We start from the raw sequence: 23,546 nt of genomic DNA, 5'->3' as shown, positions 1-23,546 counted from the left end.
GCCCTTGAGCAGCACCCACTGCTTGGCCCTGCCCGCGCCAAGCCCCGACCACCGTCAGACGAACAGGGCCGACATCACCCGATCAAGTTCAGTAGCCACACGGCCCCCGCCCCCCGCAGGACCTCATTCCTGCTGTTCGGCGCCTGTGTGCGCGACGGGGTGCCGCCGGTGGCTGGGTGCCGCCGGCGGCAACGCCGGGCCGGGCCGGTGCGTGGCCGGATGGTGCGCCGGGTCAGCCGGTGACGGTGATCTGGGAGCCCGGGGCGCTGGTGTCAGTGACCTTGTAGGTGGCGTTGAACTTCGAGCTGGTCGCGGTCGTCGGGCAGCCGAACCCGCCCACCACCTTCACCGGCACCGCGGCATCGGTGAACTTCAGGCTGGACGGCGCACCGTTGGTCCACGTGCCGCTGACGGTCGCCGCCGACGTCGGCGCGGCCGTGACCGTGCAGCTGGCCAGGCCGCTGGTCTTCAGGACGAAACCGGTCGTGGGCATGGTCAGCGCGGCCGTGACCGGTGCGCCGTTCTGCATGGAGACGGACCAGTCGCCGGTCGTGGTGACGGTGGCGCTGACACCCGGCATGCTCGTGGTGCAGGAGCTGTACGTGGGCGCCGAGATGGCGCTGCTCACCGGCCCGGAGGCGTTGCTGTTGCCGGGCGCGGCCGGGACCGTGCCACTGGAGCTGGAGACGGAACAGGTCACCGTCACCGACCCGGCGGAGAACGTCGCGGTGCCGGTGAGCGTTGCGTTGAACGCGTGCCCGGCGGGCGTCACCGTGGTGGAGGCCGCGGCGGTCCGCGGGCCGCCGGCGGCGTGGGCGGTCGCCGGGCCGGTCACGGCCAGGGTGAGTCCGAGGGCCGCCGCGATACCGGCCGACGCGGTGAGCACGGTGCGGGGGAGGGGCTGTGTCATCACTGTCTCCTTCGTGCGGTGTGCGCCCGGGGAGCCGGGCCGGATGAGGGGGAGTGCGGTGGGCGTTGGCGGCTGGGCGGTGGCGGTTTGGGCACGCGCGATGGCGCACCCTCGGCCGGGAGCCGGTGACCGCATGCGTATGGGTGCGCGTGGGGGAGAGGGTCGGTACCGCGGAGGTAGGGGCGCGCGTATGCCGTGCAGGACTCGCCTGCGTGTGGGACGCCGACGTCCACATGACGCCCCCGGCATGTCCCGGAACCTGACGAGAGGCGAAGAGGCGAAGAGGCGAAGAGGCGAACAGTCGAGAAGTCGAGAAGTCGGGAAGCCGAGAAGTCGCGATGGGGCAAGGGCGGGAGGCCGAGTAGTCGAGAGGTCGAGAAGTCGCCCGGCAGCGGACGCTCGCCCGGAACGTCGCCGATCCCTCTGCACTACGCGTTCACGGCCGCCCCCGACGCGTCCACGTCGCCGGTCGAGCCACCCCCGACCGCCGCATCGCCCCCACCAGAACTCCCGGCCCCGTCCGGTGCGCCGGCCCCGTCCGAGGCGCTGGCCCCGTCCGAGGCGCTGGCCGCACGCTCACCCGGCCCCCCGGCCTCCACCGGCTGCCAGGCGAAGATCAGAGCCCCGCCGAGGATGCCGAGGACCGTTCCGATCAGGAAGCCGCCGAGGTTGGACATCACCAGGGCGGCCATGGCACCCATAACGGTGAGGATGCCGGCCAGGCCCCGGTAGTGCGGGGCGAACCACGCCGACAGGCCCATCAGCACCATCACCAGTCCCATCAGCACCGAGGGGATCCCGGCGATGCCCTGCTGGAGCATGATTTTCAGCGGTGCCAGGGGCAGGGCGCAGATCTCCGCCCCGGCCAGCACCGCCGCCAGCCCGCCCCAGAAGGGACGCCCCCGGCGCCAGCGCCGCCAGCGGTCCCGGGCTCGGGCGGCGCCCATGTCAGAAGCATTCCTTCGAGCCCTTGGACACCTTCATGCTCAGGCCGGTGAGCCGGAACGTGCCGGCGTTGGTGGCCCAGGCGGTCTGCCGCAGCTGGGTGATGGAGACGTCGTCGGCCTGCTGCGCGAAGAGGTCCTGTAGGCCCTGCGCGTCGTCCGGCCCCTTGGTGAGCGTTGAGGCGTCCCGGCCGATCTCGATGTGGTGGAACGAGGCGTTGCCGGCGAGCTGGGTGGCGTCGACGAAGAGGTTGGTGGCCTTGACCGGGTCGCCGTTGCCAGCGGTCAGTTTGAGGGAGATGTCACCGAGAACCGGCAGGTGGGTCACGACTGACTGGCACAGGCGGTGCAGTTCGGCGGACTTGATCGCGGTGACGGCGACCGGCAGCAGATCGCCCCTGGCGTTGGCGTCCACGCTGCCGTACTGGGCGAAGCCGTCCCCTGTGAGGCTGTCCGCGGACACCTTGAACTGCTGTCCGGAGACCGCGAACGAGGCCGCGAGCGCCCCGTTGGCCAGGGCGATGCCCAGAGCTGCGGTGCCGGCGACGGCCGGGACGGCGAGCACGGCGAACCTCCGCCAGCTGATCCGTCCCGTGACATGTCTGCCGTGTGCGTCCTTCACGACGGGTCCCCTTTGCAAGAGTCCGGTGGTGCAAGAGTCTGGTGGTCGCGCTGTTGCACGGGTGGGGGTGGAGCGGTCGCCGCGTGCGGGGTGCACGGCGCGGTGTCCGGGGCAGGGCCGGGCCGTGCGGCGGTGCGGGTGACGCGGCGGCGGGCCGCCGGGCGCGTCGGCGGAGCGTGAGGTGCGTCGTACGCGGCGGGGTGCGGGCCCACGGCGCCGGTGGCGCCGCGGCCGTTTGTGCTCAACTGCCGGTGTTACCACGGGTGTTACCGGCGAGTTGAATGTAATTCCGGCGCTTTCCGCTGACAAGGACACGCGCGCGATGGTTTTCGGCCGACTGTGCGCACGAGGGTGGCGCGAAGGGAACCACCGCGCCGACGCGACGGCCCCGCCCCCGACGCCGATCGATCCCACCGCGCGCACCCCATCACCGCCCCCCGGCGACGCGATCGTTTGATGCGGCGGGTCGATGCCAGATCTGGCGGGGTCGATGCGGCGGGTCGATGCCAGATACGCGGGTCGATGCGGGGGGTCGATGCGACCGGTTGGTGCGCCCGAGTGAATCGTCACGCGCCCCGCCCGACCGGTCCGAGACCGCGGGAAGAGTGAATGCCATGCGCGCTCTGGTGATCAACTGCACTCTCAAGCCCTCGCCGCAGCCGTCGAACACCGAGGCGCTGGCCGGCACGGTCGTCACGGCACTGGAAGGCCACGGCGTGGCGGTGGACGTCGTACGGGCGGTCGACCTGAACCTCAAGCCCGGGGTCCGGACCGATATGGGCGACGGCGACGACTGGCCCCGGGTCCACGAAAAGCTGTTGTCCGCCCAGATCCTGGTGATCGCCTCACCGACCTGGCTGGGTCGCCCCTCGTCGGTCGCGCAGCGCGTGCTGGAGCGGATGGACGCCATGCTCAGCGAGACCGACGACCAGCAGCGCCCCGTCGCCTACAACCGCGTGGCCGGCGTGGTCGTCACCGGCAACGAGGACGGCGCCCACCACGTCATCAGCGAGATCAGTGGTGCGCTCGGCGACATCGGCTTCACCATCCCCGGCCAGGCATGGACGTACTGGCACCTCGGTCCCGGGCCCGGCCCCGACTACCTCGACGACGACCGGGGCCATGACTGGTCGGCCTCGACCGGCCGCGCCATGGCCGCCAACCTCGTCCACGTCGCCCGCGCCCTGATGGACAACCCCCTGCCGGCCCCGCCCTCCTGACTCCCGACACGAAAGGGAACCGCGCATGAGCGGCACCAAGCCCCTCGCCCTCGTCACCGGCGCTTCCAGCGGCATCGGCCTCGAACTGGCCAGGCAACTGGCCGAGCGGGGCTACGACCTGGTCATCAACGCCGAGGACGAGGCCCGCCTCCACCAAGCCGCCCAGCAGATCCGAACCGCCGGCGCGCAGGTGGACGTCATCCGGGCAGACCTGCGCGACTACGACCAGACCGAACACCTCGTCGCGGCCGTCCGGGCCCTCGGGCGGCCGCTGGACATCGCGGTGCTGAACGCCGGGGTGGGCCGCGGCGGCGCGTTCGTCGACACCGACCTGGCGGACGAACTGGAGGTCATCGACCTCAACGTCAGGTCGACCGTGCACCTGGCCAAACGCGTCGTACGCGACATGGCCGCCCGCAACGAGGGCCGCGTCCTGGTCACCTCCTCCATCGCCTCCACCATGCCCGGCTCGTTCCAGGCCGTCTACAACGCGTCCAAGTCGTTCCTCCAGTCGTTCGTCCAGGCACTCCAGAACGAGCTCAAGGACACAAACGTCACTCTGACCTCCCTCATGCCGGGCCCCACCGAGACCGACTTCTTCCACCGCGCCGACATGGACGACACCCCCATCGGCCAACAGGACAAGGACGACCCCGCCCAGGTCGCCGGACAAGGACTCGACGCGCTTCTCGCCGGCAAGCGCAAGATCGTCGCCGGCTCCGCCAAGACCAAAGCCCAGGAACTGGCCGGCAAGGTCCTGCCGGACAGGACCAAGGCCCAGGCACACCGGAAGATGGCCGAACCCCGGTCAACGGAGGTCGACCCCACCGACTGAGCGCCAACCGGCCGTGGCCCGCTGCCGTTGCCGGGAAGTCCCGAAGGACCGACGCCGCCAGCCGGGGTCCTGGTCAGGTGAGGGCAGCCGGCCGGTCCGCCGTAGCCGCCCTCCAAGAGCTCTTCCGGCACTGCCTGTCAGAGCGCCCCGGGGTGGTCGGCCGCGGACCGGGGCGACCGGGCGCCCGCCGACGAGCGCCCAAGAGCTGCCCAATATGCTGCTTTGGCATGCCTAGTCTTGTGTAGGGTTGCTGCATGAGTGGTGACCAGCTGGACAGTGTCGAGGCTCTGCTGGAAGAGGCCCGCCTCGCGGCGCGGATGCCGGATCCCGCCGAGCGTCTGCGTCTGCGGGAGGCGGCCGGTCTTTCGCGTGCCCAGGTGGCGGCCGCGGTGGGCGTGGGCCGGCAGACGATCGCCAACTGGGAGTCGGGGGTGACGGATCCGCAGCGGCCCGGCCGCGTGAAGTACCTGCGGCTGCTGGAAGGACTCGCGCAGATCCACCCCGCCCCGGAAGAAGCGGCGTCGCTTCCCCGGGAGCCCCAGCCCGGCGGCCGGTCACCTTCCGCCTCGGCAGCGGCGTCTTCCGTCCCGACAGCGGCCTCGTGGGACTTCACCGCTCAGACCGCATGGCGTTCCGATGGCCTGGCTGCCCAGGGCGAGCCCGGCCCGTGCGTCCGCTGCGGGGTCGTCACGCCGTTCCGGTCCACCGATGGCCGGCCCCTGCACGCCGGCGCCATGTGCCGGCCCGGGACGGCCGCACCGCTGGCCGCCGCCGCACCGCAGCACGCCACCACGCCCGCAACCACCCCTGCGAACGCCCCCGCGCCGGCCCCGGTGGTCCCGGCCCCCACCCGGCCGCCGTCCCCGTCCCCGGCCCCGCCCTCGGGAGAGAGGCAGGCGCAGGCCCCCTCCGCGTCCCCGACGCCCGCTCCGCTTCCGTCCCGTCCGCAGCGGCGGGCGCAGTCGGCCGCCCGCGCCCAGTCCGAGACCGGCGACCTGATCGCCCGGGCCGTGCACGAGGAGTTGCAGCGTGCCGAGGGTGACGCGGACGCGGCTCTCCAGGCGTTGGTCAAGCGGGCGATCCCGGATGTGATGCGGTTGTTCGAGGAGACCCGGGCGACGGCTCGCTATCAGTACACCGCCTATCCGTCCTTGCCGGACATCCTGCACAAGCCCTCGAAGCGGGAGCCGGACCAGATCTGGGAGGCCCGCCCCAACTTCCACCACCCCCACTACTCCCTCAAAGCCCCCGGCGACATCCGCGTCACCGCCCTGGATGCCAACGCCGCCTACCTCTCCGCGCTGAAGTGCTGGCTGCCGATCGGCAAACTGGAGCACCACAGCGGCAGCGACGGCGTGGACCCCAAGCGCTCCGGCGTCCACCTCATCACTCCCGCCCCCTGGACCCACCCGCACCTGCCCGACCCCCTCGGCGACCGCGAAGAGCCCGGCGCCCTGTGGATCACGGATGCCACCTTGCGCCTCCTGCTGCGCCTGTCCGGCCCCAAGTACGGCCTGACCGACCCGCCCACCGTCCACGAATCCTGGACCTCCGGCGCGACGGAGAACTTCCTCGACGCCCTGCGCAAGGTCCTGGCCGCCGCCCGCGAGACCGCCCTGGCCCAGGACGACTCCCTCACCGAGGGGTACGTCAAGGCGATGTACTCGAAGTTCATCTCCACGATGGGGGAGTCGGTCCACAACCGCGAGATCCAGCGGCCGGACTGGATGCACATCATCCACAGCCAGGCATACGCCAACCTCTGGGGCAAGGCATACAAGGCCCACCAGGCCGGCCTGGAGGTCATCGCCATGATGGGCACCGACGAACTCCACGTGAGTGGCGACTGGCGCCGGGTCTTCCCCGAAGGCCGCGGCCTGGCCCAGATGAAGATCAAGTACAGCGACACCGCCAAGGCATCGGGTGAGTACACCGTCGGCAAGGTGACGGGCTGATGGCGCAGGATTCCCGCTGGCGCCGCATCGGCCACTACGGTGCCCGCGCCCTGCCCGGCTGGGTCGTCCTGGCCGAAGGGGTGGACAAGATGGTCACCGGCATCGAATCACCGGTGACCACCGAACGGGGTCTGGCCGCCCGCCTGCGCTACCTCACCGCCTCCGACGCCGGCTACGAAGCCATGGACCGCGCCGGCATCCACGTCCGCCCCCGCACCCTGATCGCCTGGCTCGCCGAGGAGCGCAGTCCCAGCAGAGCCAACCTGACCCGCCTGGACGCCGCGTACTGGGACCTGCGGCGCCGCAACGTCGTCACCGACCTCAAACGCCGTCTGACCAACCACGGCCGCGGCACCCGCATCGAGATCGACCCCGCCGACCAGTCCCAGGTCGCCACCCGCCACCGCCGCGACGTGGAGATGCGCTCCCTCAATGTCCGCGGCCTGGTCTGGGACCGCGCCGTCGATGCCTGGCTCTCCCACGACGCCCGCGAACTCGAAGCGATCTGGGACGAGATCATCCAAGGCGGCCTCGGCACCGACTGGGACGCCTACACCTTCGTCTCCTCCGTCGGCTGGGCCGCCTGACCCGCAACGGCCGGGTTGAGGGCCGGCCACGGGGTGGTGCGCCAGTGCCAGGTGACGGGCCGCCGGCACTGGCGTCGTGGCCGGGCGCGCGGCACCGTGCGGTCAGCCGTGCAGGGCGACGGGGAGAGCCGTCAGTCGGCTTCCCTGGAGGCCGCCGATGGTGGCCTGCCGGAGCCTGGCGAAGGGCATGGCGAGGCGGGCTCGGGGGAAGTCGGTCCGCAACACCGTGGCCGCCGCGCGGAGTTCGAGGAGTGCGAGATGGGCGCCGACGCAGACGTGCGGGCCGGCGCCGAACGCCAGGTCCGGCCCGGGGGAGCGGGCGGGGTCGGTGTTGATGCCTTGGATGTCGATGAGTACGGGCGCGCGGGCGGGAAGCCGCGTGCCGGCGAGTTCGAACTCGGTGGTGGTGAACCGCCAGAGGGTGAACGGAGCGGGCGGGTGCTGCCGGAGCGTCGCACGGACCAGTGCGTCGATAGTCCCTTCGTCGGCCGCGGGTAGGTGCCGGTGGTCCGCGAGAGCGTGCGCCATCAGGGTGCCGAGGGCGGCGTCGGTGGTGAGCTGCCCGGCGAAGATCAACGCGAACAGGTGGTACCGCAGCTCCTCCTGAGCGGTGTGAGCGGGCATACGGTCACGCAGCTCGGCGGCGAGCCCCTTGCTGTCGTCGCCGAGCCCGAAGGCGGCGACTTCGGCAAGCGCGGAGATCGCGCTGCCCTGGGCGCCGGGTTCGTTGCTGAGCATCTGCCTACAGGCGTCGGCGGCTCGGTCGACATGCGCGAGCGGGATACCCAGCAGGTCGAACAGGACGGTGAGCGGATAGCGCGTGGTGAAGTCGGCCATGAGATCGACCTCCGCGCGGTCGGCGGCCAGCTCGGTCAGTAACGTCCGGGCGATGGCGTGCACCCGGCCGGACTGCGCACGGATCCGCTGGGCGTTGAGGAGCGGAGCGTGGGCGCGCCGCAGTGCGGCGTGTGCGGGGCCGTCGAGGGTGGTGAGGGACGGCTGCTCGGCGGCGGTCTGCTCCAGTCCGGCGGTGTGGCGATCCCAGCCGGGAGGTGCGAACGCGGGATCCTTCCGGATCCGGGCGTCGAGGAGCACCTCACGTGCCAGGGCGTGGTCGGTCACGATCCATGCCCGTCCACCGGCCGGCGCGTCCACTTGGACGAGGGGGCCGGCGGCGCGCAGGGCGGCGTGAACGGGGTCCGGTTCGCCGAGGCGGCGGACGGTGGCGGCGAACGGGTCGATGCCCTTGAGGTACGGCGCGTTCAACATCCTGGGTCTCCATGAGCAGGGGGAGGGGAGAAGGCAGGGAAGGGGGAGCGCGGGGCGACACGGGGCGAGCGAGGGCGATCCGGTCCGTGCCGCACCCGGCGCACCCCCCGCCCACCTGACGTCACCTTCAACTAACTTCACCGCAAAATCACTTCACCATGAAGTTACTTCGCGAGGAAGCTATGCTGTTCGGTGAGGGGTTGTCAACGCGTCGCGCCGGCGGAGCGAACCGGCGGCAGGGGAGAGGGAGGGGTCCGGTGGACGAGTCGGTGCCCGGTGGGGTCGCGGCGCAGCGCGAGCAGTTGGCGGAAGCCCTCAGGGCTTACGGTGCGAGCTTCACCGAACTGGGCCGACGCTTCGCCGCTCGGATCGGCGTGCACTCCACCGACGCGTTCGCACTGCTGGAGATCGCCTCGGCCGAAGCCAAGGGCGCCCCCCTGTCGCCGGCCCTGCTCAGCAGCCGCATCCCGCTCTCCTCGGGGGCGATGACCGCACTGCTCAACCGCCTCGAACGCGCCGGGTACGTCATCCGCACCCGCGAACACACCGACCGGCGGATCGTCACCCTGCGCAGCACCTCCCAGGCCAAGGAACGCGCCGACGCGTTCTTCGGTCCCGTGAACGCGCGCCAGGACGCCGTCTTGGCCCAGTACCCGGCCGAGCTGCTCCGGCAACTGGAGACCGTCCTGACCCAACTGCGCTCCACCATGGAGGCTGAGCCGGCCCACCAGGACGGGGACGCCTGACGGGCCGTACGCCGCCCCGATGACCGGAACGCCGGCGACGGCTGTCGGCCGCCGGGCGGGGTGAGTTCCCCCTACGAGCCGGACGGGCCCGGGGAGTTCGGGTGGTTCGGGGCGGGGGAGGTGGCGGCCCAGGCCGCCTCGATCATGTGGAAGATCTCGTCCACGGCGGCTTCCGGGTCGGCCGCGTCGCGGGCCAGTGAGTAGGCGTCGACGGCGAACCTCGCCAGCGTGCGGCAGGCCGTTGGACTCCGGGACAGCTCGGGCTCGGCGACGATGGCCGCCGCCAGCGACTCCGCGTGGCGCAGCCGCATCGACTCCTCGTACTCCCGCAGGGCGGGTGAGGCGTCGATCATGTGCCAGATCGGGGCGGCGCTGTCCGCCGTGCAGTGTCGCACCAGCGCGAGGATCTCGCGGCGCAGGGCGGGGACGAGCGGCTCCTGCGGTGCCCGGTCGGTGACCGCCCGCGTCAGGCGTTGTTCGAAGTCCTGGTCCTGCTCGAAGACCAGCGCCTCTTTCGAGGCGAAGTGGGAGAAGACCGTGGTCACGGCCACGTCGGCCTCCGCGGCGACGTCCCGGATGCCCACCGCGTCATAGCCGCGTTCCAGGAAGAGCCGCAGGGCGGTGTCGGCGATCTTCTGGCGGGTCGCGGCCTTCTTGCGCTCGCGGCGTCCGGGCGGAACGGTCATGGTCGAACACTATCAGGTGCAATACCGAAACGGTTTTTAAACCCTAACCGTTAGTGCTATGGTCGGCGGCATGAAGAGAGTGAGCTTCGCCGAGTTCGGCGGCCCCGACGTCCTGCACCTCACCGACGCCGAGGAGCCCCACGCGGGCCCCGGCCGGATACGCATCGCCGTGCGAGCGGCGGGCGTGAACCCCGTCGACTGGCGGATCCGTGAAGGCCAGAAACTGACAGCCCATCCGATCGAGTTGCCCGCCGGAGTCGGGCAGGACGCCGCCGGGGTGGTGGACGAGGTCGGCGAGGGCGTCGAAGGGGTCGAGATCGGGGACCCCGTGTTCGGTGAAGGGTCGAGTACCTACGCCGAGTTCGCCGTGTTGTCGGCCTGGGCCCGGATGCCCGCGGGGCTGACGTTCGCGGAGGCGGCCGGGTATCCCTCCGTGGTGGAGACCGCGCTGCGCATCATCCGCGAGGCCGGCGTGCGGTCCGGGGAAACGCTGCTGGTCAGCGGCGCGTCCGGGGGAGTGGGATCGGCGGTGCTACAGATCGCCCGCGACCGCGGCATCAGGGTGATCGGCACGGCCGGGGCCGCGAACCAGGACTATCTGCGGAGCCTGGGCGCCGTCGCCACGACGTACGGCGAGGGCTGGGTCGAACGGGTGCGGCAGCTCGGCCGTGTCGACGCGGCGCTGGATCTGGCCGGCTCAGGCGTCATCCGCGAACTGATCGAGCTGACCGGCGACCCGCGGAAGGTGGTCTCCATCGCCGATCTCGGCGCGCCGCGACTCGGTGCCCGGTACTCCGGCGTGGCCGGCAGCGTCCCGGATGCGCTCGCCGAGGCCGTCCGCCTCCTCTCGCTGGGGAAGCTCCACATCCCGATCGAGAAGTCGTACCCGCTCGCCGAGGCCGCGGCGGCGCACGCCGACAGCCAGGCAGGCCACACCCGCGGACGCCGGGTCCTGATCGTCTGAGCCGATTCCTGCGCCGGTCGCGCGGCCGGCGAGCGGAATTCCTGGCGATTCGGGGCGCGCTGACTGGCTGGCTGACTGCCGGCCAGTCGGCCCGTGCCCGCACCAGGAGGCCGCCCCGCTGTTCTCCCCCCCGCGCCCGGAGCGGCCCGCTTCCTGCGCCTCGCCCACCCTGTCTTGCCGGACCCCGGTCGCCGGACGGCGTTCGGCTATGCGGGGTCGGCGCGGCCGGTGGCTGCCTGGCGGAGGGCGGTGCGGCAGGCGAGCACGGCGGGGTGCCGGCTGCGGCCTTGGCGAACGACGGTGAAGATGCGGCGCGTGCGCCGGCCGCGGGGCAGTTGCCGCAGCGTGACGGTCGGCGGGTGTCCGCTCCAGACGAGGTCGGGGAGGAAGGCCGCGGCGTGGTCCTGCTCGACGAGGCGCTGGTGCAGCAGGACGTCGGTGCTCTCGAACCGCACGTCGGGTTCGAAACCGGCGTTGCGGCACAGGGTCATGGCCCAGTGGCGCGCGGCCGTGCCCTCGGGCTCCATCACCCAGGCATGGTCCGCCAGGGAACGCAGCGCCGCGGTCGGCCCGTCCGCGTCCGAGGTGCCGGCCGACGCCGGCAGGGCGAGGTGCAGGGGGTCGTCGAGCAGGTCTTCCTGTTCGAGTTCGGCGGGCCGCGGATTGGGGTTGCCGGGGTACTCCTCCGCGAGCACCAGGTCGAAGTCGCGGGCCTGGAGGGCGAGCAGCGCCAATTCCGGTTCCCGGTGCGTGACGTGGACGCGCAGGTGCGGATGCCGGTCGCGCAGCAGGCCGAGCGCGGTCGGGACGAGGGCCAGGGCGGCTGTCTGGAACGAGGCGATGCGCAGCGTGCCGGTCAGGTCGGTAAGGGAGGCTGCGATGTCCGCCTCCGCACGCTCCAGGCGTTCGAGGACCGCTTCGGTGTGGCTGACGAGGATCTCGGCCTGCTCGGTCAGCCGCACCCGCCGCCCGACCGGCTCCAGCAGCGGGACGCCCACCTCGGCTTCCAACTGGGAGAGCTGCTGGGAAACGGAGGAGGGGGCGTAGGAGAGGGCGGCGGCGACGGCCGCGAGGGTGCCGCGGTGTTTGAGTTCGCGGAGCAGGCGCAGACGGTGCAGATCGAACATGGCAGCCCGCGCTCCTCGCCCTCCGGGATCGCCGACTGCCTCATCGGTTTCCCCGCCTCACCGGTCCCCGCCAAACCATCGGTTTCTCCGACGAGTATAGGTCGGAAACATTCGCTGGACCGAAGACCGGGTCCCGTCGGAGGCTGGACGTATGTCCGACGAGCTTTCCTCCTCCCGCAGGCTGCCGTGGTACGTGCGCCCCGGTGCCCGGGCCTGGCGGTGTGAGCCCGCGCCCCCCGCGGCGCGCGCGTTCCATGCCTCGCTGCCCGACTACGCGCCCACGCCGCTGACCGGACTTCCCTCGCTGGCCTCGCAGTTGGGGGTCGGGCGGGTCTTCGTCAAGGACGAGTCGTGCCGCCTGGGGCTGCCCGCGTTCAAGGCGCTGGGCGCGTCCTGGGCGGTCCACCGCCTCCTCGCCGAGCGGGCCGCGAACGGCGCGGATCCCGGCCCGCTCACCCTGGTCACCGCCACCGACGGCAACCACGGCCGCGCGGTCGCCCGCACGGCACGGCGCCTCGGGCAGCGCGCCCACATCTTCGTCGCCCAGGGCGTGCATCCCCAGGCCGTGGCGGCCATCGCCGCCGAACAGGCCAGGGTCACCGAGGTCCCGGGCTCCTACGACGAGGCGGTGCGCCGGGCGGCCGAGGCGGCCGCCCGCCCGGACGCGGTCCTGGTCCAGGACGTCGCGTGGGCAGGTTACGAGCGGGTGCCGGGGTGGATCGTGGAGGGGTACTCCACCCTCTGCGCGGAGATCGACGAGCAGTTGGCGGCCGTGGGGGCCGCCGAGGGTCCCGACCTCGTCGCCATGCCGGTCGGGGTGGGGTCGTTGGCCCAGGCGGTGGTCACCCACTACCGCAGCCGGCCCGCCGGACGCGCCCCGGCGCTGCTGGCCGTGGAGCCGGAGGCCGCGGCCTGCGTCCTGCACAGCCTCATCCTCGGCGAACCCGTCACCGTGGCGACGGGCACCACCGCCATGGCCGGAATGAACTGCGGCACTCCGTCCAGCATCGCCTGGCCCGCCCTGCGCGCCGGACTCGACGCCGCCGTCGCCATCGCGGACGCCGACAGCGCCCGCGCCGCCGCGGACCTCGCCGCAGCCGGTGTCTCCTCGGGCCCCTGCGGAGCGGCGGCGCTCGCCGGACTGCGGGCGGTACTCACCGCACCGGGCGCCGGGGAACGCCGCACGACACTGGGCCTCGGACCGTCCTCGGTGGTCGTCCTCCTGAGCACGGAGGGCACCGCCGCCAATCCCAGTCCCTGACCGGCCACTCGGCCACTCGTGACGGAGAACTTCTCCTGCTCCGTGACCGATCGCTCCCGCACTGAGCCCCCTTCCGCCCCCGTGCCCGACCACCCCTCACGCGCTGCGTCGCCGTGCCACCGCCCCACCGAGGACCGTTCGTTGAACCACCGACTTTCCATGACCCCACCCCCGACCGGCCTGAACCACGCGATCGGAAGGGGGCCGTCGGCGTGCTGACCCACTTCCTGGCCGCGACCGGTGTCCTTGCGCTGCTGACCATCGTGCCCGGCCCGGACATGGCAGTGGTGACCCGGCGGGCGCTCGTGGCCGGCCCCCGGGACGCGCTGCGCACCGTGGGCGGGATCGCGACGGGGCTGCTGCTCTGGGGCGCGCTGACCGTCGCGGGCCTGACGGCCATGCTCGCCGCCTGGCCCGCGGCCTACCTGACCGTCAGGTTCCTCGGCGCCGGCTACCTGGTGTTCCTCGGCGCGCAGGCACTGTGGCACCACCGCCGCGCCGCCCCCGCCGTCCCGGCACCAACCGGCCCCGCCGCGGGGAGCCCGTGGCGGACGGGTCTGGTCAGCAACCTCCTCAACCCGAAGATCGCCGTCTTCTACACGGGCCTGCTCCCCATGCTGGCTCCGCCGGGGCTGGCGCCCGGCCGGGCGATGGCCTCCTTGATCCTCCTCCACACCGCCCTCACCTTTGCCTGGCTCGGCAGCTACGTGTTCCTGCTGTCCAAGGCCCGCGGCGTCCTCGAAAGGCCGCGAACCCGCCGCGCGCTCGGGCGGACCACGGGCGTGGTGCTGATCGGCTTCGGCCTCGCGGTGGCGAGCGCGGCCGGCTGAGGGGTGTCGGTGACCAATCGTCCGGGAAGCCCCTGTCGCGCCGGACCGCAGGCGCCGAACATGGTCCGGGTGCGCGCCCGCCCCGGCACCGACGGGCCCCAGCGGCAACAGGCCGGAGCAGCAACAGCCCCAGCACCAGCAGGAGGGACACCGGACATGAGCGTGGACTCGACCCCGGGCGCGGACGACCTGGCCGCGACCGAAGCGAGGATCGACCGGCGTCGGGACCGGTACGCGCTGCCCGAAGGGCATATCGCTGACGCGGCCTCACCATGGCTTCCGTTCGCCCCGCAGGTGATGATCAAGCATCTGACGTTCGACATCCGCAGCAACTCCGCCGCGAACGTCCTGTGGGTGCAATCCGGCGGATCGCTGGGCCGACACCGGCACCGCGGCCCGGTGTCGGGCTATGTGCTGGAGGGCAGCTGGCGCTATCGGGAGTACGACTGGGTCGGCCGCCCAGGCGACTTCATCCGGGAAAGCCCCGGCCGCACCCACACCCTGTACTCCGACGAGGGCATGAAGACCGTGTTCTGGCTCAACGGGCCGGTGGAGTTCCTCGACGCACAGAGCAGGGTGACCGCGGTGGTCGACGTCTTCCGGCTCATCGACCACTACGAGCGAGGTTGCCAGGAGCAGGACATCCCGATCAACCGGGCCCGCTACCTCTGAACACGGTCGGTGCCGTCCGCCGGTTCGCCACCCGTGGTCTACAGGTGCCCGGCCAGGAACTGGACGGCCAAGCTGGTGGCGGTCACCACCAGCCACAGGCAGCCCCCGAGCAGCAGGGGCGCGGAGCCGGCTTGCCGCAGTGTGGCGGGCTGGGTGGACAGGCCGATCGCGGACAGGGCCACGGTGATCAGGAAGACCGCGAGCGTGCTGAGCGGGCCGTGGGCGGCGGAGGGGATGAGACCCGCGGTGTTCGCGGCCGCCAGGACGAGGAAGCCGGCGAGGAACCACGGCACCAGCCGACCGACGCGCACCGGGCCGGGAAGCCCCCGTTCCGCACCTGCCGGGCCGGCGTCAGCGCGCCGGGCCCGGCGGCGGGCGAGGGCAGCCAGGCCCAGGCAGATGGGGATGATCAGCAGCGTTCGGGCGAGCTTGACCACCACCGCGTAGTCGGCCGCCGGGCCGCCGTAGGTGGTGGCTGCCGCGACGACCGACGACATGTCGTTGACCGCGGTGCCGGCGAACAGGCCGAAGGCGTGCTGGCTCAGGCCCAGCAGATGGCCGAGGGCCGGGAAGGTCAGCACCGCGGCGATGTTGAAGACGAAGATGGTGGAGACGGCGTAGGCCACCTCCGCCTCGGCCGCGCCGATGACCGGCGTGACCGCGGCGATCGCGGAGGCCCCGCAGATACCGGTGCCCACCCCGATCAGGGTGCGCAAGTCGCGGACCACCCCCAGACGGCGCCCGAGACCGTAGGCCGCCGCCAGGCACACCGCGAGCGTGACGAGCATCACCGGCAGCGAACCGACACCGACCCGCAGCACCTGCCCCAGCGACAGTTGGGCGCCCAGGACCACCACCGCGGCCTGGAGCACTCCGCGCCCGGCGAAGGAGATGCCGGGCCGCATCCGGTCGCCGGGCCGTACCAGGACCGCCACCAGCACCCCGAGCACGATGCCGCTGACCGGCCCGCCGACGACGGGGACCAGCCGGCCCAGCAGGGTCGCGACGAGGGCCACCGCGACGGCGAGGGCAAGCCCGGGCAGGCGGGCGGCGAGCGCGGCGCGGGGCTTCGGGGGAGCGGCAGGGCGGGGCGGTCGGTCGGTCGTTGACCGCGGGAGTCCGGCGTTCTTCATGATCACCACTCTGGGCGGCCCCGCGCCCGCCCTGTAGCCCCTGAACGAGCAGGAGCTCATAGCGCAGGCGTATGACTGTCTCATACGCTCACGCTGTGACCGACGCACCCCGGCAAGCCGTCCCCCAGTCCCTCGCCCTGCCCCTGCCCCTGCGCACGCCTGACCTGGAGTCGTTGCGCCTGCTCGTCCTCGTGGCCGATCTGGGGAGTCTGGGCCGTGCCGCCGAGCGGCTGCGGATCTCCCAACCCTCGGCCAGCCGCCGGCTGTCGACGCTGGAACGCGGGCTGGGACTGGTGCTGGTCGACCGGACCCGACGCGGTTCCCGGCTGACGCTGGCCGGGCAGGTCGTCACGGGGCACGCCCGACGCGTTCTGGACGAACTGGACGACTTGCTGGTCGGCGCCGGCAAACTGCGCGACCGGCGGGAGGCCGAACTCCGGGTCGCGGCGAGCCTGACCATCGCGGAGTACCTGCTGCCGGCCTGGATCAGCGAGCTGCGCGGGCGCCGGCCGGATCTCTACATCGGGTTGCAGGTGACCAACAGCGAGCACGTCCCCGAACTGGTCGAATCGGGCGAGGCCGACATCGGGTTCATCGAAGGGCCGCGCCTCTCGCGCGTGATGGCGACGCGCCAGGTGGCCGAGGACCGGCTCGTCGTCGTGGTCGACCCCGGTCATCCGTGGGCGCGGCGCCGCGAGCCGCTGTCCGCGCGGGAGCTGTCCCGTACGCCACTGGTGCTGCGGGAGAGCGGTTCCGGTACGCGGCAGACCCTGGACCGCGCCTTGTACCTGGCCGGCTGCGAACGGGTCCGGCCCCTGGTCGAACTGGGTTCGACGGCCGCCGTGCGCGGTGCGGTGATCGCCGGCACCGGGCCGTCCGTCCTGAGCGAACTGGCCGTGCGCGGGGACATCGCCGAGGGGCGGCTGACCGGTGTCGAGGTGGCGGGCGTCGACCTCACACGCGATCTGCGCGCGGTCTGGCCGACGGGGCGGCGCCTGGTGGGGCCGGCGGCCGAACTGGTGACGGTGGCTCGGCGGGAGGGAGCGGGGTAGCGGATCCCTGCCGGCGGGCGTGCGGGTCGCGGGTCCGCACGATCCGTGGCGCCGGCAGCGATTCGCTTGTTCCGCCCCGGTGCCGTAGAGTTCACCGTGTCGACGCGGGGTGGAGCAGCTCGGTAGCTCGCTGGGCTCATAACCCAGAGGTCGCAGGTTCAAATCCTGTCCCCGCTACTCACAGGTGAGGGCCCGGTGAATCCACCGGGCCCTCACCGCTGTTCGGAGTGCAGCGGGCCCCGGCAGCGCCTGCCGGAAGGCGGGCGGCGTCGGGCGGCTTCGCCGCCCCGGACGGCGGTGCGGCCGCGCTCGGCCGGTGGGGGACGGGGACGGAAGCGGTGGCGCTGCGCTCCCCCTCGACGACACTCCTCCTCGATGACGGCGCCGGACTGTGCCGCTCCCGCCACGTGGCCGGCCGTACCGCATCGGCGATCTCTGCCGTTTCCCCCACCAGCGCCGACGGCCTCGGCTAGATTTCCGGCGTGGACCAGCTCACCGCCGAAGACCCCACGCGCATAGGCCCCTACCGCCTCATCGCCCGCCTGGGCGCCGGCGGCATGGGCCTGGTCTACCTCGGCCGCTCCGAGGTCGGCCGCACGGTCGCGGTCAAAGTGGTCCAGGCCGAGTACGCCGCACAGGCGGAGTTCCGCAGGCGCTTCGCCCGCGAGGTGGCGGCGGCCCGGCGCGTGGGCGGGACCTGGACGGCGGACGTCCTCGACGCCGACACCGAGGCCGCGGTGCCTTGGGTCGCCACCCAGTACGTGCCCGGACCGGACCTGGCGGCAGTCGTCGCCGAGGACTTCGGCCCACTGCCCGAGCACTCGGTCCGCGTCCTCGCCAACCGCCTGGCCCTCGCGCTGCGGGCCGTGCACGAGGCGGGCCTGATCCACCGCGACCTCAAGCCGTCCAACGTCCTGGTGACGGTGGACGGGCCGCGGGTCATCGACTTCGGCATCGCCCGCGCGATGGACAGCCTGACCGGCGACAGCCTGCACACCCGCACCGGCATGCTGATCGGCTCGCCCGGTTTCATGTCCCCCGAGCAGGTCCGGGGCCTGGAACTCACCCCCGCCAGCGACGTCTTCTGCCTCGGCGCCGTCCTGGTGTATGCCGCCACCGGACGCCTCCTGTTCGGGGCCACCGACACCGGCCTCAACGCCCACCTCTTCCGGATCGCCGAGGACGAACCCGACCTGACCGGCGTGCCGGAGCCTCTCCTCGGGCTCGTACGCGCCTGCCTGGCCAAGGATCCGGCCCGGCGGCCCACCCCGGCGGAGATCTCCGCCCGCACCGGCGGGGACGACGGCGGCGTATGGCTGCCCGGCGAGGTGCTGGCCCAACTGGGGCGCCACGCCGGGCAGTTGCTGGACTACGTGCCCGTGGCGCGGGCCGAAGCGCCCGCCGCCCCGCCCGTGACGCAGACCGCCCCGGCGGCGCCCTCCGCCCCACCCGCCTACACCCCGACGGTCCCGGCCGCGGCCCAGGCCCCCGCCCCCTCGCCCCGCCGCCGGCGGAGGCTGGCCGTGATAGCACTGGCGCAGCTGACGGTGCTGCTCGGAGCGACGCTCGGAAGCCGGTCCGGTTCCGACGGCCGGAACCCGGCGATCTATGCCTTCACGGTCGCCTTCGGTGCCCTGCTGTTGTCCGGCGGTCATCTCGCGGACCTCGCGGGGCGCAGACGGACGCTGGCCATCGGCCTGGCGGGGTTCGCGGCGTCCGGTCTGCTCGGCGGCGTGGCCGGCGCCTTCTCCGTGCCGCTGCTGATCCTGGTGCGCGTCCTACAGGGCGGCTTCGGCGGCTTGGTGACGGCGGCGGCGCTGGCCCTGGTGACCACGGTCTTCACGGAACCGAAGGAACGGATCAGGGCGTTCGGGAGCTACGCGGCCGTCAGCGCCGGTGGTCCGCTGCTCGGGCAGCTCACGGCAGGGTTCCTGGCTCCGGGCCCGGCCCTGGGCATCGGCACGGTCCTCGCCCTGATCGCCCTGGCCAGCGTCCGCCTCCTGCCGCACGACCGCCCGGACCGCACCGGTGTCCGCTTCGACCTGCCCGGTGTCCTGCTCAGCTCCCTCGGGTTCGCCGCCCTCTCCTACGGACTCACCCGGGCCCCGTCGGCCGGCTGGGAGAACCCCCAGGTGATCGCCTCGCTCTGCGGGGGCCTCGTCCTGCTCCTGACCTTTCTGCTGTGGCAGGGCACAACGTCGAGCCCACTCCTCGCGTCGTACGTCCTGAAGGACCGCAGCCGCCTGGGCGGCTTCCTGACCATGGGTCTGGCCGGCGTCGGCATCCTGTGCCTGATACCGCCCCTGGTCCGCCTGGCGGGTCACGGCTTCCGCCACTCCCCAGGACAGGCGGCTCTCCAGATGCTCCCCATGGTCGCCGCGATCGCCATCGGTGCCGGCCAGATCTGCCCCCGCCTGTTGCGGCGTGCCGTGCCGCCCCGCCGGCTCCTGGTGGCGGGCCTGCTGGTCACCCCCCTCGGGCTGGCCCTGAGCATCGTCGCCATCGCGGTCGGGGGCACGTACGGGATCCTGCTGCCCGGCACCATCCTCGCGGGCCTGGGCATGGGCCTGCTCTTCACGCCGCTCTTCGCCACCGCGTCCGCCGCCGTCGCACCGCAGCACTCCGGCGCGGCGTCGGGCGCCCTCATCGCATCGCAGCTCCTGGGGCAAGGGCTCGGCACGGCGGTGTACGACACCCTCAACGGCCCTCCGTGGTGGGCGGTCCTCTGCCTGCTCCTGGCAAGCCTGATCGCCGGCCGGACGGTGACGACCCACGCGCTCTCCGCTCCCTGAGGCCGGGCCACGGAACGGCAGCGGGCACGCGGGCAGGCGGGCACGGAGGAGTGCTCCCGCCACCGACGCCGCCGGCCCGGAACGGGAGCGAAGGGACCCGCCGGGCACCCGACAAAGGCGGTGCAGACAATGTCGGGTGACCGGAGCCGGTGGTGCCACACGATGGGGGCATGGATGACACGACCTTGGTATCCCGCTTCCTCCGCGACGGCTTCGTGAAGGTGGAGGGCGCTGTCGCACCGCGGGTGGCCGCGGACTGCGCGCGGCTGCTGTGGCGGGAGACGGGCTGCGACCCGGACGAGCCGGCGACCTGGACACAGCCCGTGCACTGGGTGGCCGGCATGGCGCAGGGACCGTTCGCCGCCGCCCCCAACTCCCCGGCCCTGCACCGCGCGTACGACCTGCTCGTCGGCGCGGGACGCTGGGAACCGCGCTACTCACTGGGCACCTTCCCGCTGCGCTTCCCGCACGAGGAGGAGCCGGACGACGCGGGCTGGCACATCGAAGGGAGCTATCTGCCGGAGGGGGAGGACTGGTACTTCACCAATCTCCGCTCCCGGGGCCGGGCGCTGCTGATGCTCTTCCTCTTCAGCGAGGTCGGTGCGGAGGACGCCCCCACCCGGATCCGGGTCGGCTCACACCTCGACGTCCCGAAGGTGCTGGAGAAGTACGGGGAGGACGGGGCGAGCGGGCTGGCCCTCGCTCCGGAGCTGGTGGCGGCCTCCGCCCATCGGCCGCTCGCCCTCGCCACCGGGTCCCCGGGCGACGTCTTCCTGTGCCACCCGTTCCTGGTGCACGCGGCACAACCGCACCACGGGGCACGACCGCGCTTCATGGCCCAGCCGCCGCTGATGCCGGCCGCCCCGTACGAACTGGAGCGGGCCGACGGCGCGTACTCACCCGTGGAGATCGCGATCCGGCAGGGCCTGGGACACGACACCCCGGCCACCGGCCTGCGCTGAGCAGGCGCAACCGTCACCGTGAGAGGTCACTGCGCCCGCTCCGCGGCCGGGGGCGCGGCGGGCGCCCCTCCCTCACCCCCCGGCGTGCGCAGCACGGGCGAGGGTGTGGGTGATGACCTCGGCACGGGTGTTGAGCATGTACATGCTGCCGGCGTAGAAGAGGTCGCCGGAGGCTATGTCGCCCAGCGCGAAGAAACGCGGGTCCTCCTCGGGCGCGGCGGCACGCAGGGCGTTGCTGGTGACGTCGATGCGTACGCCGCCGACCGGATTGCGCACGGCCAGACCGGAACCGGTGAGGGAGTCGATGAAGGGCTCCGCCCGGCTGCCGGTGCCGGCCAGCCCGGAGCGGGTGGCGTCGACCACCGTGTCCACCCTGGTCAGCCGACCGCCGCCGTCCTCCAGGGTGAAGCCGCCGCCCGCGCGGGCGGTGACGGAGGTCGTCCGGGACCGCACCGCCAGCTGGCCGCTGTCCATGGCGTCCAGCAGCGTCCGGGCGGTGGGCGGCGGCATCGGGTTGTAGAGCGGTTTGCTGAACGCGTGGAAGCGGCTGAGGAAGAGCCGCCGGTCGGTGTCCGACATGGCGCACCAGACGGGTTCCCGCACCTGGTGCATCATCGCCGACACTGCCGCCTGGCAGGCATTGCCGCCAAGCCGGGAGAGGTCCTCCCGCAGCCGCTCCGCAGCGGGCCGGTCCGCGGCGAGCGCGCGGAGGTCCACACCGGCCGCCGTCAGCTCGGCGCGCAGCAGCCGCCAGGTGTCCCGCGCCCGCAGCGCACCGTCGCGGGCCACCCGCTGCCGCACCGCCTCCGGAGTCAAGTGCCGTAAGGAGTACGGGGGTTGCGTGGCGCGTACGCCTGGCAGCAGGCCGTGCCGGGAGGTCATGGTGATCGGGCCGCGGTGTCCGGAACGCAGCAGTCCGAGGGCGACGTCCACCCCGGACAGGCCGCTGCCCAGCACCAGGACATGCGCGTCGGCGGCTATCTCGGGCAGGACCGCGCGCAACGGATAGGGGTCCGGATGGAAGCCGGGGGCGCCGGCCAGCCGGTAGGGGTCGGCGGGCGCGCCCGTCCCCAGGCACAGCACCACGCGGTCGAAGTGGCCGACGCCGCGGGCGCTGCGGACCATCACGTCCCCGGCGGTCGCCTTCGCCTCGACGGCGAACTCCGGAACGACCCGCACCGTCCAGCCGCGCCGCTCGGCCTCGGCGCGGCAGGACTCCAGATGGGCCGTCAGGTACTCGCCGTAGACCCTGCGCGGTACGTAGGAATCCACCGGCAGCGAGGCGTACGAGGTGTCCCGGTACCGCGGTGCGCGGTGCAGCCACCGCAGGAAGTGGCCCCGGTCCGCGCTCCGGACCGACATGTAGCCGGCCTCCCGGTTGACCAGGGCGCAGTCCAGGTCCGGGCGGTAGGCGCGGCCGGTGGCCAAGTTGGCCGAGCCCTCGTACACGGTGATGTCGCAGCGCCGCTCCTCGCCCTCGAACCGGCGCAGCGCGCTGTCCAGCAGGCTGACCGCCGCCGCTCCACCACCGATCACCGCCAACCGCATCGCGTATGCCTCCCCCACCCCCATGGTCTAGCGGTCCGCGTCCAGGTCGATGACGGGCAGTCCGCGCGCCTCGTCCAGGCGCCTGGTCAACGGGTTCGGGAACTCGGTGACCACGACCTCCAGCGTCGGCCGCACCGTGGCGCGCTGCACGTGGCCGCCGACGGTCGAGCCGTCCCGGCGGCCCAGCACCGCGTGCATGTGGACGGAGGGCCGCCCGTCCTTGAGCGCGATGTTGCCGGACAGGCTGAGCACCTCGGTGTGCTCGGTGACCGGGATCGGGACGTGCGTCCGGCTCTCCGGATCGAAGAGCGAGAGCGCGGCGTTCCGGAAGGCGCCGATCCCGGTGAACGACGCTCCGGCCACCGAGTGGGCGGTGGCGAACTCCTCCAGCACGGTGAGCACGTCCTCGTCCTGGTCGAAGACGACGGCGAACATCCGGGGTGCGTCGTCGGTCAGCAAACGGCTGCGCATGGGTCAACTCGCTCTCGTGGTGCTGGCGGCCGGGTCGCCGCCGATGACTTCGCCTTCCGCGGGCGCGGCCGGCGCGGCCCGCCACCGTGCCTTCAACCGGCCGACCAGGTCGAACTGGTTGATGACCAGTCCCAGGATGACCAGCACGATGGCCGTGGCCTTCAGCGTGCCCAGCGGCTCGCCGAGGATCAGTATCGAGGAGGCCATCCCGAAGACCGGCACCAGCAGCGACAACGGGGCCACGTGGGAGGTCTTGTAGTTGCGCAGCAGATGACCCCACAGGGTGAAGCCGAAGAGGATCGTCGGGTACACCATGTAGGCCAGCGACCCGATGCCCGCCCAGCCCATGTGGTCGAAGGAGTGGGTGATCGACCCCCAGCCGTTGACGCCCAGCGACAGCAGGAACATCGGGATCGGCGGGATCAGGCTCGCCCACACCGTGAAGGCCAGCGCGTCGCTCGGGTGCGCCTTCTTGATGACGATGTTGGCCATCGCCCACGACAGCGACGCGCCGATCACCAGCACCGCGCCGACGGCGGTGACCGACCCGTCGGTGATCCCGATGATCAACGCGATGCCGATGGCCGCCACCACCACGCCGGTCAGCTGCCGCGGAACGACCCGCTCGCGCAGCATCGCCGCCGCCAGACCGATCGTCCAGAACGCCTGGAGCTGCATCACCACCGAGGCGAGCCCGGCGGAGAAGCCGAAGTGCATACCGGCGAAGAGCAGCCCGAACTGCCCGATGCCGAAGAAGACCCCGTATAACGCGATGTAACGCCACGGGACCTGCGGGCGCTTGAAGAAGAACACCGCGGGCACGGCCGCCAGCAGGAACCGCAGGGAGGCCAGCAGATAGGGGTCGAAGGACCGCAGTCCGATATCGATGATGGCGAAATTGACCCCCCAGATCACCATCACCAGGATGCCGCCCAGAAGTTTCGAAATCGGCAAGGAGCC

22 protein-coding genes and 1 tRNA gene are annotated in these 23,546 nt (G+C 72.6%); 13 read left to right on the top strand and 10 right to left on the bottom strand.

Features of this window, described 5'->3' with window-relative positions; all coding sequences use genetic code 11:
- Positions 1-232: 232 nt before the first annotated feature.
- The 3 genes from MUU72_RS26000 to MUU72_RS25990 all read right to left on the bottom strand — a co-directional run bounded on the left by MUU72_RS26000 (position 233) and on the right by MUU72_RS25990 (position 2,476).
- Positions 233-910 (bottom strand): hypothetical protein, encoded by a 678-nt coding sequence (locus MUU72_RS26000; RefSeq protein ID WP_248015832.1) that lies wholly within the window; start codon positions 908-910, stop codon positions 233-235.
- A gap of 428 nt (positions 911-1,338) precedes the next feature.
- A complete protein-coding gene (locus MUU72_RS25995; RefSeq protein WP_248015831.1) occupies positions 1,339-1,857 on the bottom strand; it encodes a DUF6114 domain-containing protein in 519 nt (172 codons plus the stop codon).
- Between the two features lies 1 nt (position 1,858).
- A complete protein-coding gene (locus MUU72_RS25990) occupies positions 1,859-2,476 on the bottom strand; it encodes a DUF6230 family protein (protein ID WP_248015830.1) in 618 nt (205 codons plus the stop codon).
- Positions 2,477-3,090: 614 nt separating this feature from the next.
- Between MUU72_RS25990 and MUU72_RS25985 the strand changes: the two genes are divergently transcribed.
- The 4 genes from MUU72_RS25985 to MUU72_RS25970 all read left to right on the top strand — a co-directional run bounded on the left by MUU72_RS25985 (position 3,091) and on the right by MUU72_RS25970 (position 7,073).
- Positions 3,091-3,696 (top strand): flavodoxin family protein, encoded by a 606-nt coding sequence (locus tag MUU72_RS25985; protein ID WP_248015829.1) that lies wholly within the window; start codon positions 3,091-3,093, stop codon positions 3,694-3,696.
- A gap of 25 nt (positions 3,697-3,721) precedes the next feature.
- Positions 3,722-4,531, top strand: a complete 810-nt coding sequence (locus tag MUU72_RS25980) for an SDR family NAD(P)-dependent oxidoreductase (RefSeq protein ID WP_248015828.1) — start codon at positions 3,722-3,724, stop codon at positions 4,529-4,531.
- Positions 4,532-4,785: 254 nt separating this feature from the next.
- Entirely contained in the window at positions 4,786-6,486 is a 1,701-nt protein-coding gene (locus MUU72_RS25975) for a helix-turn-helix domain-containing protein (RefSeq protein WP_248015827.1), read from the top strand.
- Positions 6,486-7,073, top strand: coding sequence for a transcriptional regulator (locus MUU72_RS25970; RefSeq protein ID WP_248015826.1), 588 nt, complete (start codon positions 6,486-6,488; stop codon positions 7,071-7,073). The genes MUU72_RS25975 and MUU72_RS25970 overlap by 1 nt, the downstream gene beginning before the upstream one ends.
- A gap of 102 nt (positions 7,074-7,175) precedes the next feature.
- Here the strand turns inward: MUU72_RS25970 and MUU72_RS25965 are convergent, their stop codons facing one another.
- Entirely contained in the window at positions 7,176-8,342 is a 1,167-nt protein-coding gene (locus tag MUU72_RS25965; protein ID WP_248015825.1) for a cytochrome P450 family protein, read from the bottom strand.
- A 257-nt stretch (positions 8,343-8,599) separates the two neighbouring features.
- Between MUU72_RS25965 and MUU72_RS25960 the strand changes: the two genes are divergently transcribed.
- The gene (locus tag MUU72_RS25960) at positions 8,600-9,088 is read left to right on the top strand and encodes a MarR family winged helix-turn-helix transcriptional regulator (protein ID WP_248015824.1); all 489 of its coding nucleotides are present in this window, start codon (positions 8,600-8,602) and stop codon (positions 9,086-9,088) included.
- A gap of 71 nt (positions 9,089-9,159) precedes the next feature.
- Here MUU72_RS25960 and MUU72_RS25955 read toward each other — a convergent pair whose 3' ends face one another.
- Positions 9,160-9,774, bottom strand: a complete 615-nt coding sequence (locus MUU72_RS25955) for a TetR/AcrR family transcriptional regulator (protein WP_248015823.1) — start codon at positions 9,772-9,774, stop codon at positions 9,160-9,162.
- A 70-nt stretch (positions 9,775-9,844) separates the two neighbouring features.
- Between MUU72_RS25955 and MUU72_RS25950 the strand changes: the two genes are divergently transcribed.
- Positions 9,845-10,738 carry an NADP-dependent oxidoreductase gene (locus MUU72_RS25950; protein WP_248015822.1) on the top strand — a complete coding sequence of 298 codons (894 nt, stop codon included), beginning with the start codon at positions 9,845-9,847 and terminating at the stop codon, positions 10,736-10,738.
- A 206-nt stretch (positions 10,739-10,944) separates the two neighbouring features.
- Here MUU72_RS25950 and MUU72_RS25945 read toward each other — a convergent pair whose 3' ends face one another.
- On the bottom strand, positions 10,945-11,865 hold the full coding sequence (locus tag MUU72_RS25945; RefSeq protein ID WP_248015821.1) for a LysR family transcriptional regulator: 921 nt from the start codon (positions 11,863-11,865) through the stop codon (positions 10,945-10,947).
- Between the two features lie 151 nt (positions 11,866-12,016).
- Here MUU72_RS25945 and MUU72_RS25940 point away from each other — a divergent pair, with 151 nt between their 5' ends.
- From MUU72_RS25940 to MUU72_RS25930, 3 genes are all read left to right on the top strand, one after another.
- Positions 12,017-13,126 (top strand): diaminopropionate ammonia-lyase, encoded by a 1,110-nt coding sequence (locus MUU72_RS25940; protein WP_248015820.1) that lies wholly within the window; start codon positions 12,017-12,019, stop codon positions 13,124-13,126.
- Between the two features lie 212 nt (positions 13,127-13,338).
- Positions 13,339-13,956 carry a LysE family translocator gene (locus MUU72_RS25935; protein ID WP_248015819.1) on the top strand — a complete coding sequence of 206 codons (618 nt, stop codon included), beginning with the start codon at positions 13,339-13,341 and terminating at the stop codon, positions 13,954-13,956.
- A 156-nt stretch (positions 13,957-14,112) separates the two neighbouring features.
- Positions 14,113-14,628, top strand: coding sequence for a 2,4'-dihydroxyacetophenone dioxygenase family protein (locus MUU72_RS25930; protein ID WP_248015818.1), 516 nt, complete (start codon positions 14,113-14,115; stop codon positions 14,626-14,628).
- Between the two features lie 38 nt (positions 14,629-14,666).
- Here MUU72_RS25930 and MUU72_RS25925 read toward each other — a convergent pair whose 3' ends face one another.
- Entirely contained in the window at positions 14,667-15,761 is a 1,095-nt protein-coding gene (locus MUU72_RS25925; RefSeq protein WP_248015817.1) for a YeiH family protein, read from the bottom strand.
- Positions 15,762-15,856: 95 nt separating this feature from the next.
- Here MUU72_RS25925 and MUU72_RS25920 point away from each other — a divergent pair, with 95 nt between their 5' ends.
- From MUU72_RS25920 to MUU72_RS25905, 4 genes are all read left to right on the top strand, one after another.
- The gene (locus MUU72_RS25920; RefSeq protein ID WP_248015816.1) at positions 15,857-16,813 is read left to right on the top strand and encodes a LysR family transcriptional regulator; all 957 of its coding nucleotides are present in this window, start codon (positions 15,857-15,859) and stop codon (positions 16,811-16,813) included.
- A gap of 103 nt (positions 16,814-16,916) precedes the next feature.
- Positions 16,917-16,990, top strand: a tRNA-Met gene (locus MUU72_RS25915).
- Positions 16,991-17,295: 305 nt separating this feature from the next.
- Positions 17,296-19,605, top strand: a complete 2,310-nt coding sequence (locus tag MUU72_RS35690) for a bifunctional serine/threonine protein kinase/MFS transporter (RefSeq protein ID WP_248015815.1) — start codon at positions 17,296-17,298, stop codon at positions 19,603-19,605.
- 170 nt (positions 19,606-19,775) lie between these two features.
- The gene (locus tag MUU72_RS25905) at positions 19,776-20,567 is read left to right on the top strand and encodes a phytanoyl-CoA dioxygenase family protein (RefSeq protein ID WP_248015814.1); all 792 of its coding nucleotides are present in this window, start codon (positions 19,776-19,778) and stop codon (positions 20,565-20,567) included.
- Between the two features lie 72 nt (positions 20,568-20,639).
- Here the strand turns inward: MUU72_RS25905 and MUU72_RS25900 are convergent, their stop codons facing one another.
- From MUU72_RS25900 to MUU72_RS25890, 3 genes are read right to left on the bottom strand one after another with little or no spacing between them, the layout of a single operon-like run.
- A complete protein-coding gene (locus MUU72_RS25900; protein WP_248015813.1) occupies positions 20,640-22,133 on the bottom strand; it encodes an FAD/NAD(P)-binding protein in 1,494 nt (497 codons plus the stop codon).
- A 9-nt stretch (positions 22,134-22,142) separates the two neighbouring features.
- A complete protein-coding gene (locus tag MUU72_RS25895) occupies positions 22,143-22,586 on the bottom strand; it encodes a PPC domain-containing DNA-binding protein (RefSeq protein WP_248015812.1) in 444 nt (147 codons plus the stop codon).
- Between the two features lie 3 nt (positions 22,587-22,589).
- The gene (locus tag MUU72_RS25890; RefSeq protein ID WP_248015811.1) at positions 22,590-23,540 is read right to left on the bottom strand and encodes an EamA family transporter; all 951 of its coding nucleotides are present in this window, start codon (positions 23,538-23,540) and stop codon (positions 22,590-22,592) included.
- Between the last annotated feature and the right edge of the window lie 6 nt (positions 23,541-23,546).

Source organism: Streptomyces rhizoryzae (genome assembly GCF_023155275.1).
Lineage (GTDB): Bacteria > Actinomycetota > Actinomycetes > Streptomycetales > Streptomycetaceae > Streptomyces > Streptomyces rhizoryzae.
Note: the sequence above shows the minus strand (reverse complement) of the source record. Positions and strands in the feature narration are given on the sequence as shown.

Excerpts from the sequence above, each read along its gene's own strand:
- MUU72_RS26000 (WP_248015832.1), bottom strand. The coding sequence starts at position 910 with ATGACACAGCCCCTCCCCCGCACCGTGCTCACCGCGTCGGCCGGTATC.
- MUU72_RS25995 (WP_248015831.1), bottom strand. The coding sequence starts at position 1,857 with ATGGGCGCCGCCCGAGCCCGGGACCGCTGGCGGCGCTGGCGCCGGGGG.
- MUU72_RS25985 (WP_248015829.1), top strand. The coding sequence starts at position 3,091 with ATGCGCGCTCTGGTGATCAACTGCACTCTCAAGCCCTCGCCGCAGCCG.
- MUU72_RS25980 (WP_248015828.1), top strand. The coding sequence starts at position 3,722 with ATGAGCGGCACCAAGCCCCTCGCCCTCGTCACCGGCGCTTCCAGCGGC.
- MUU72_RS25975 (WP_248015827.1), top strand. The coding sequence starts at position 4,786 with ATGAGTGGTGACCAGCTGGACAGTGTCGAGGCTCTGCTGGAAGAGGCC.
- MUU72_RS25970 (WP_248015826.1), top strand. The coding sequence starts at position 6,486 with ATGGCGCAGGATTCCCGCTGGCGCCGCATCGGCCACTACGGTGCCCGC.
- MUU72_RS25965 (WP_248015825.1), bottom strand. The coding sequence starts at position 8,342 with ATGTTGAACGCGCCGTACCTCAAGGGCATCGACCCGTTCGCCGCCACC.
- MUU72_RS25955 (WP_248015823.1), bottom strand. The coding sequence starts at position 9,774 with ATGACCGTTCCGCCCGGACGCCGCGAGCGCAAGAAGGCCGCGACCCGC.
- MUU72_RS25950 (WP_248015822.1), top strand. The coding sequence starts at position 9,845 with ATGAAGAGAGTGAGCTTCGCCGAGTTCGGCGGCCCCGACGTCCTGCAC.
- MUU72_RS25945 (WP_248015821.1), bottom strand. The coding sequence starts at position 11,865 with ATGTTCGATCTGCACCGTCTGCGCCTGCTCCGCGAACTCAAACACCGC.
- MUU72_RS25940 (WP_248015820.1), top strand. The coding sequence starts at position 12,017 with ATGTCCGACGAGCTTTCCTCCTCCCGCAGGCTGCCGTGGTACGTGCGC.
- MUU72_RS25930 (WP_248015818.1), top strand. The coding sequence starts at position 14,113 with ATGAGCGTGGACTCGACCCCGGGCGCGGACGACCTGGCCGCGACCGAA.
- MUU72_RS25925 (WP_248015817.1), bottom strand. The coding sequence starts at position 15,761 with ATGAAGAACGCCGGACTCCCGCGGTCAACGACCGACCGACCGCCCCGC.
- MUU72_RS25905 (WP_248015814.1), top strand. The coding sequence starts at position 19,776 with ATGGATGACACGACCTTGGTATCCCGCTTCCTCCGCGACGGCTTCGTG.
- MUU72_RS25895 (WP_248015812.1), bottom strand. The coding sequence starts at position 22,586 with ATGCGCAGCCGTTTGCTGACCGACGACGCACCCCGGATGTTCGCCGTC.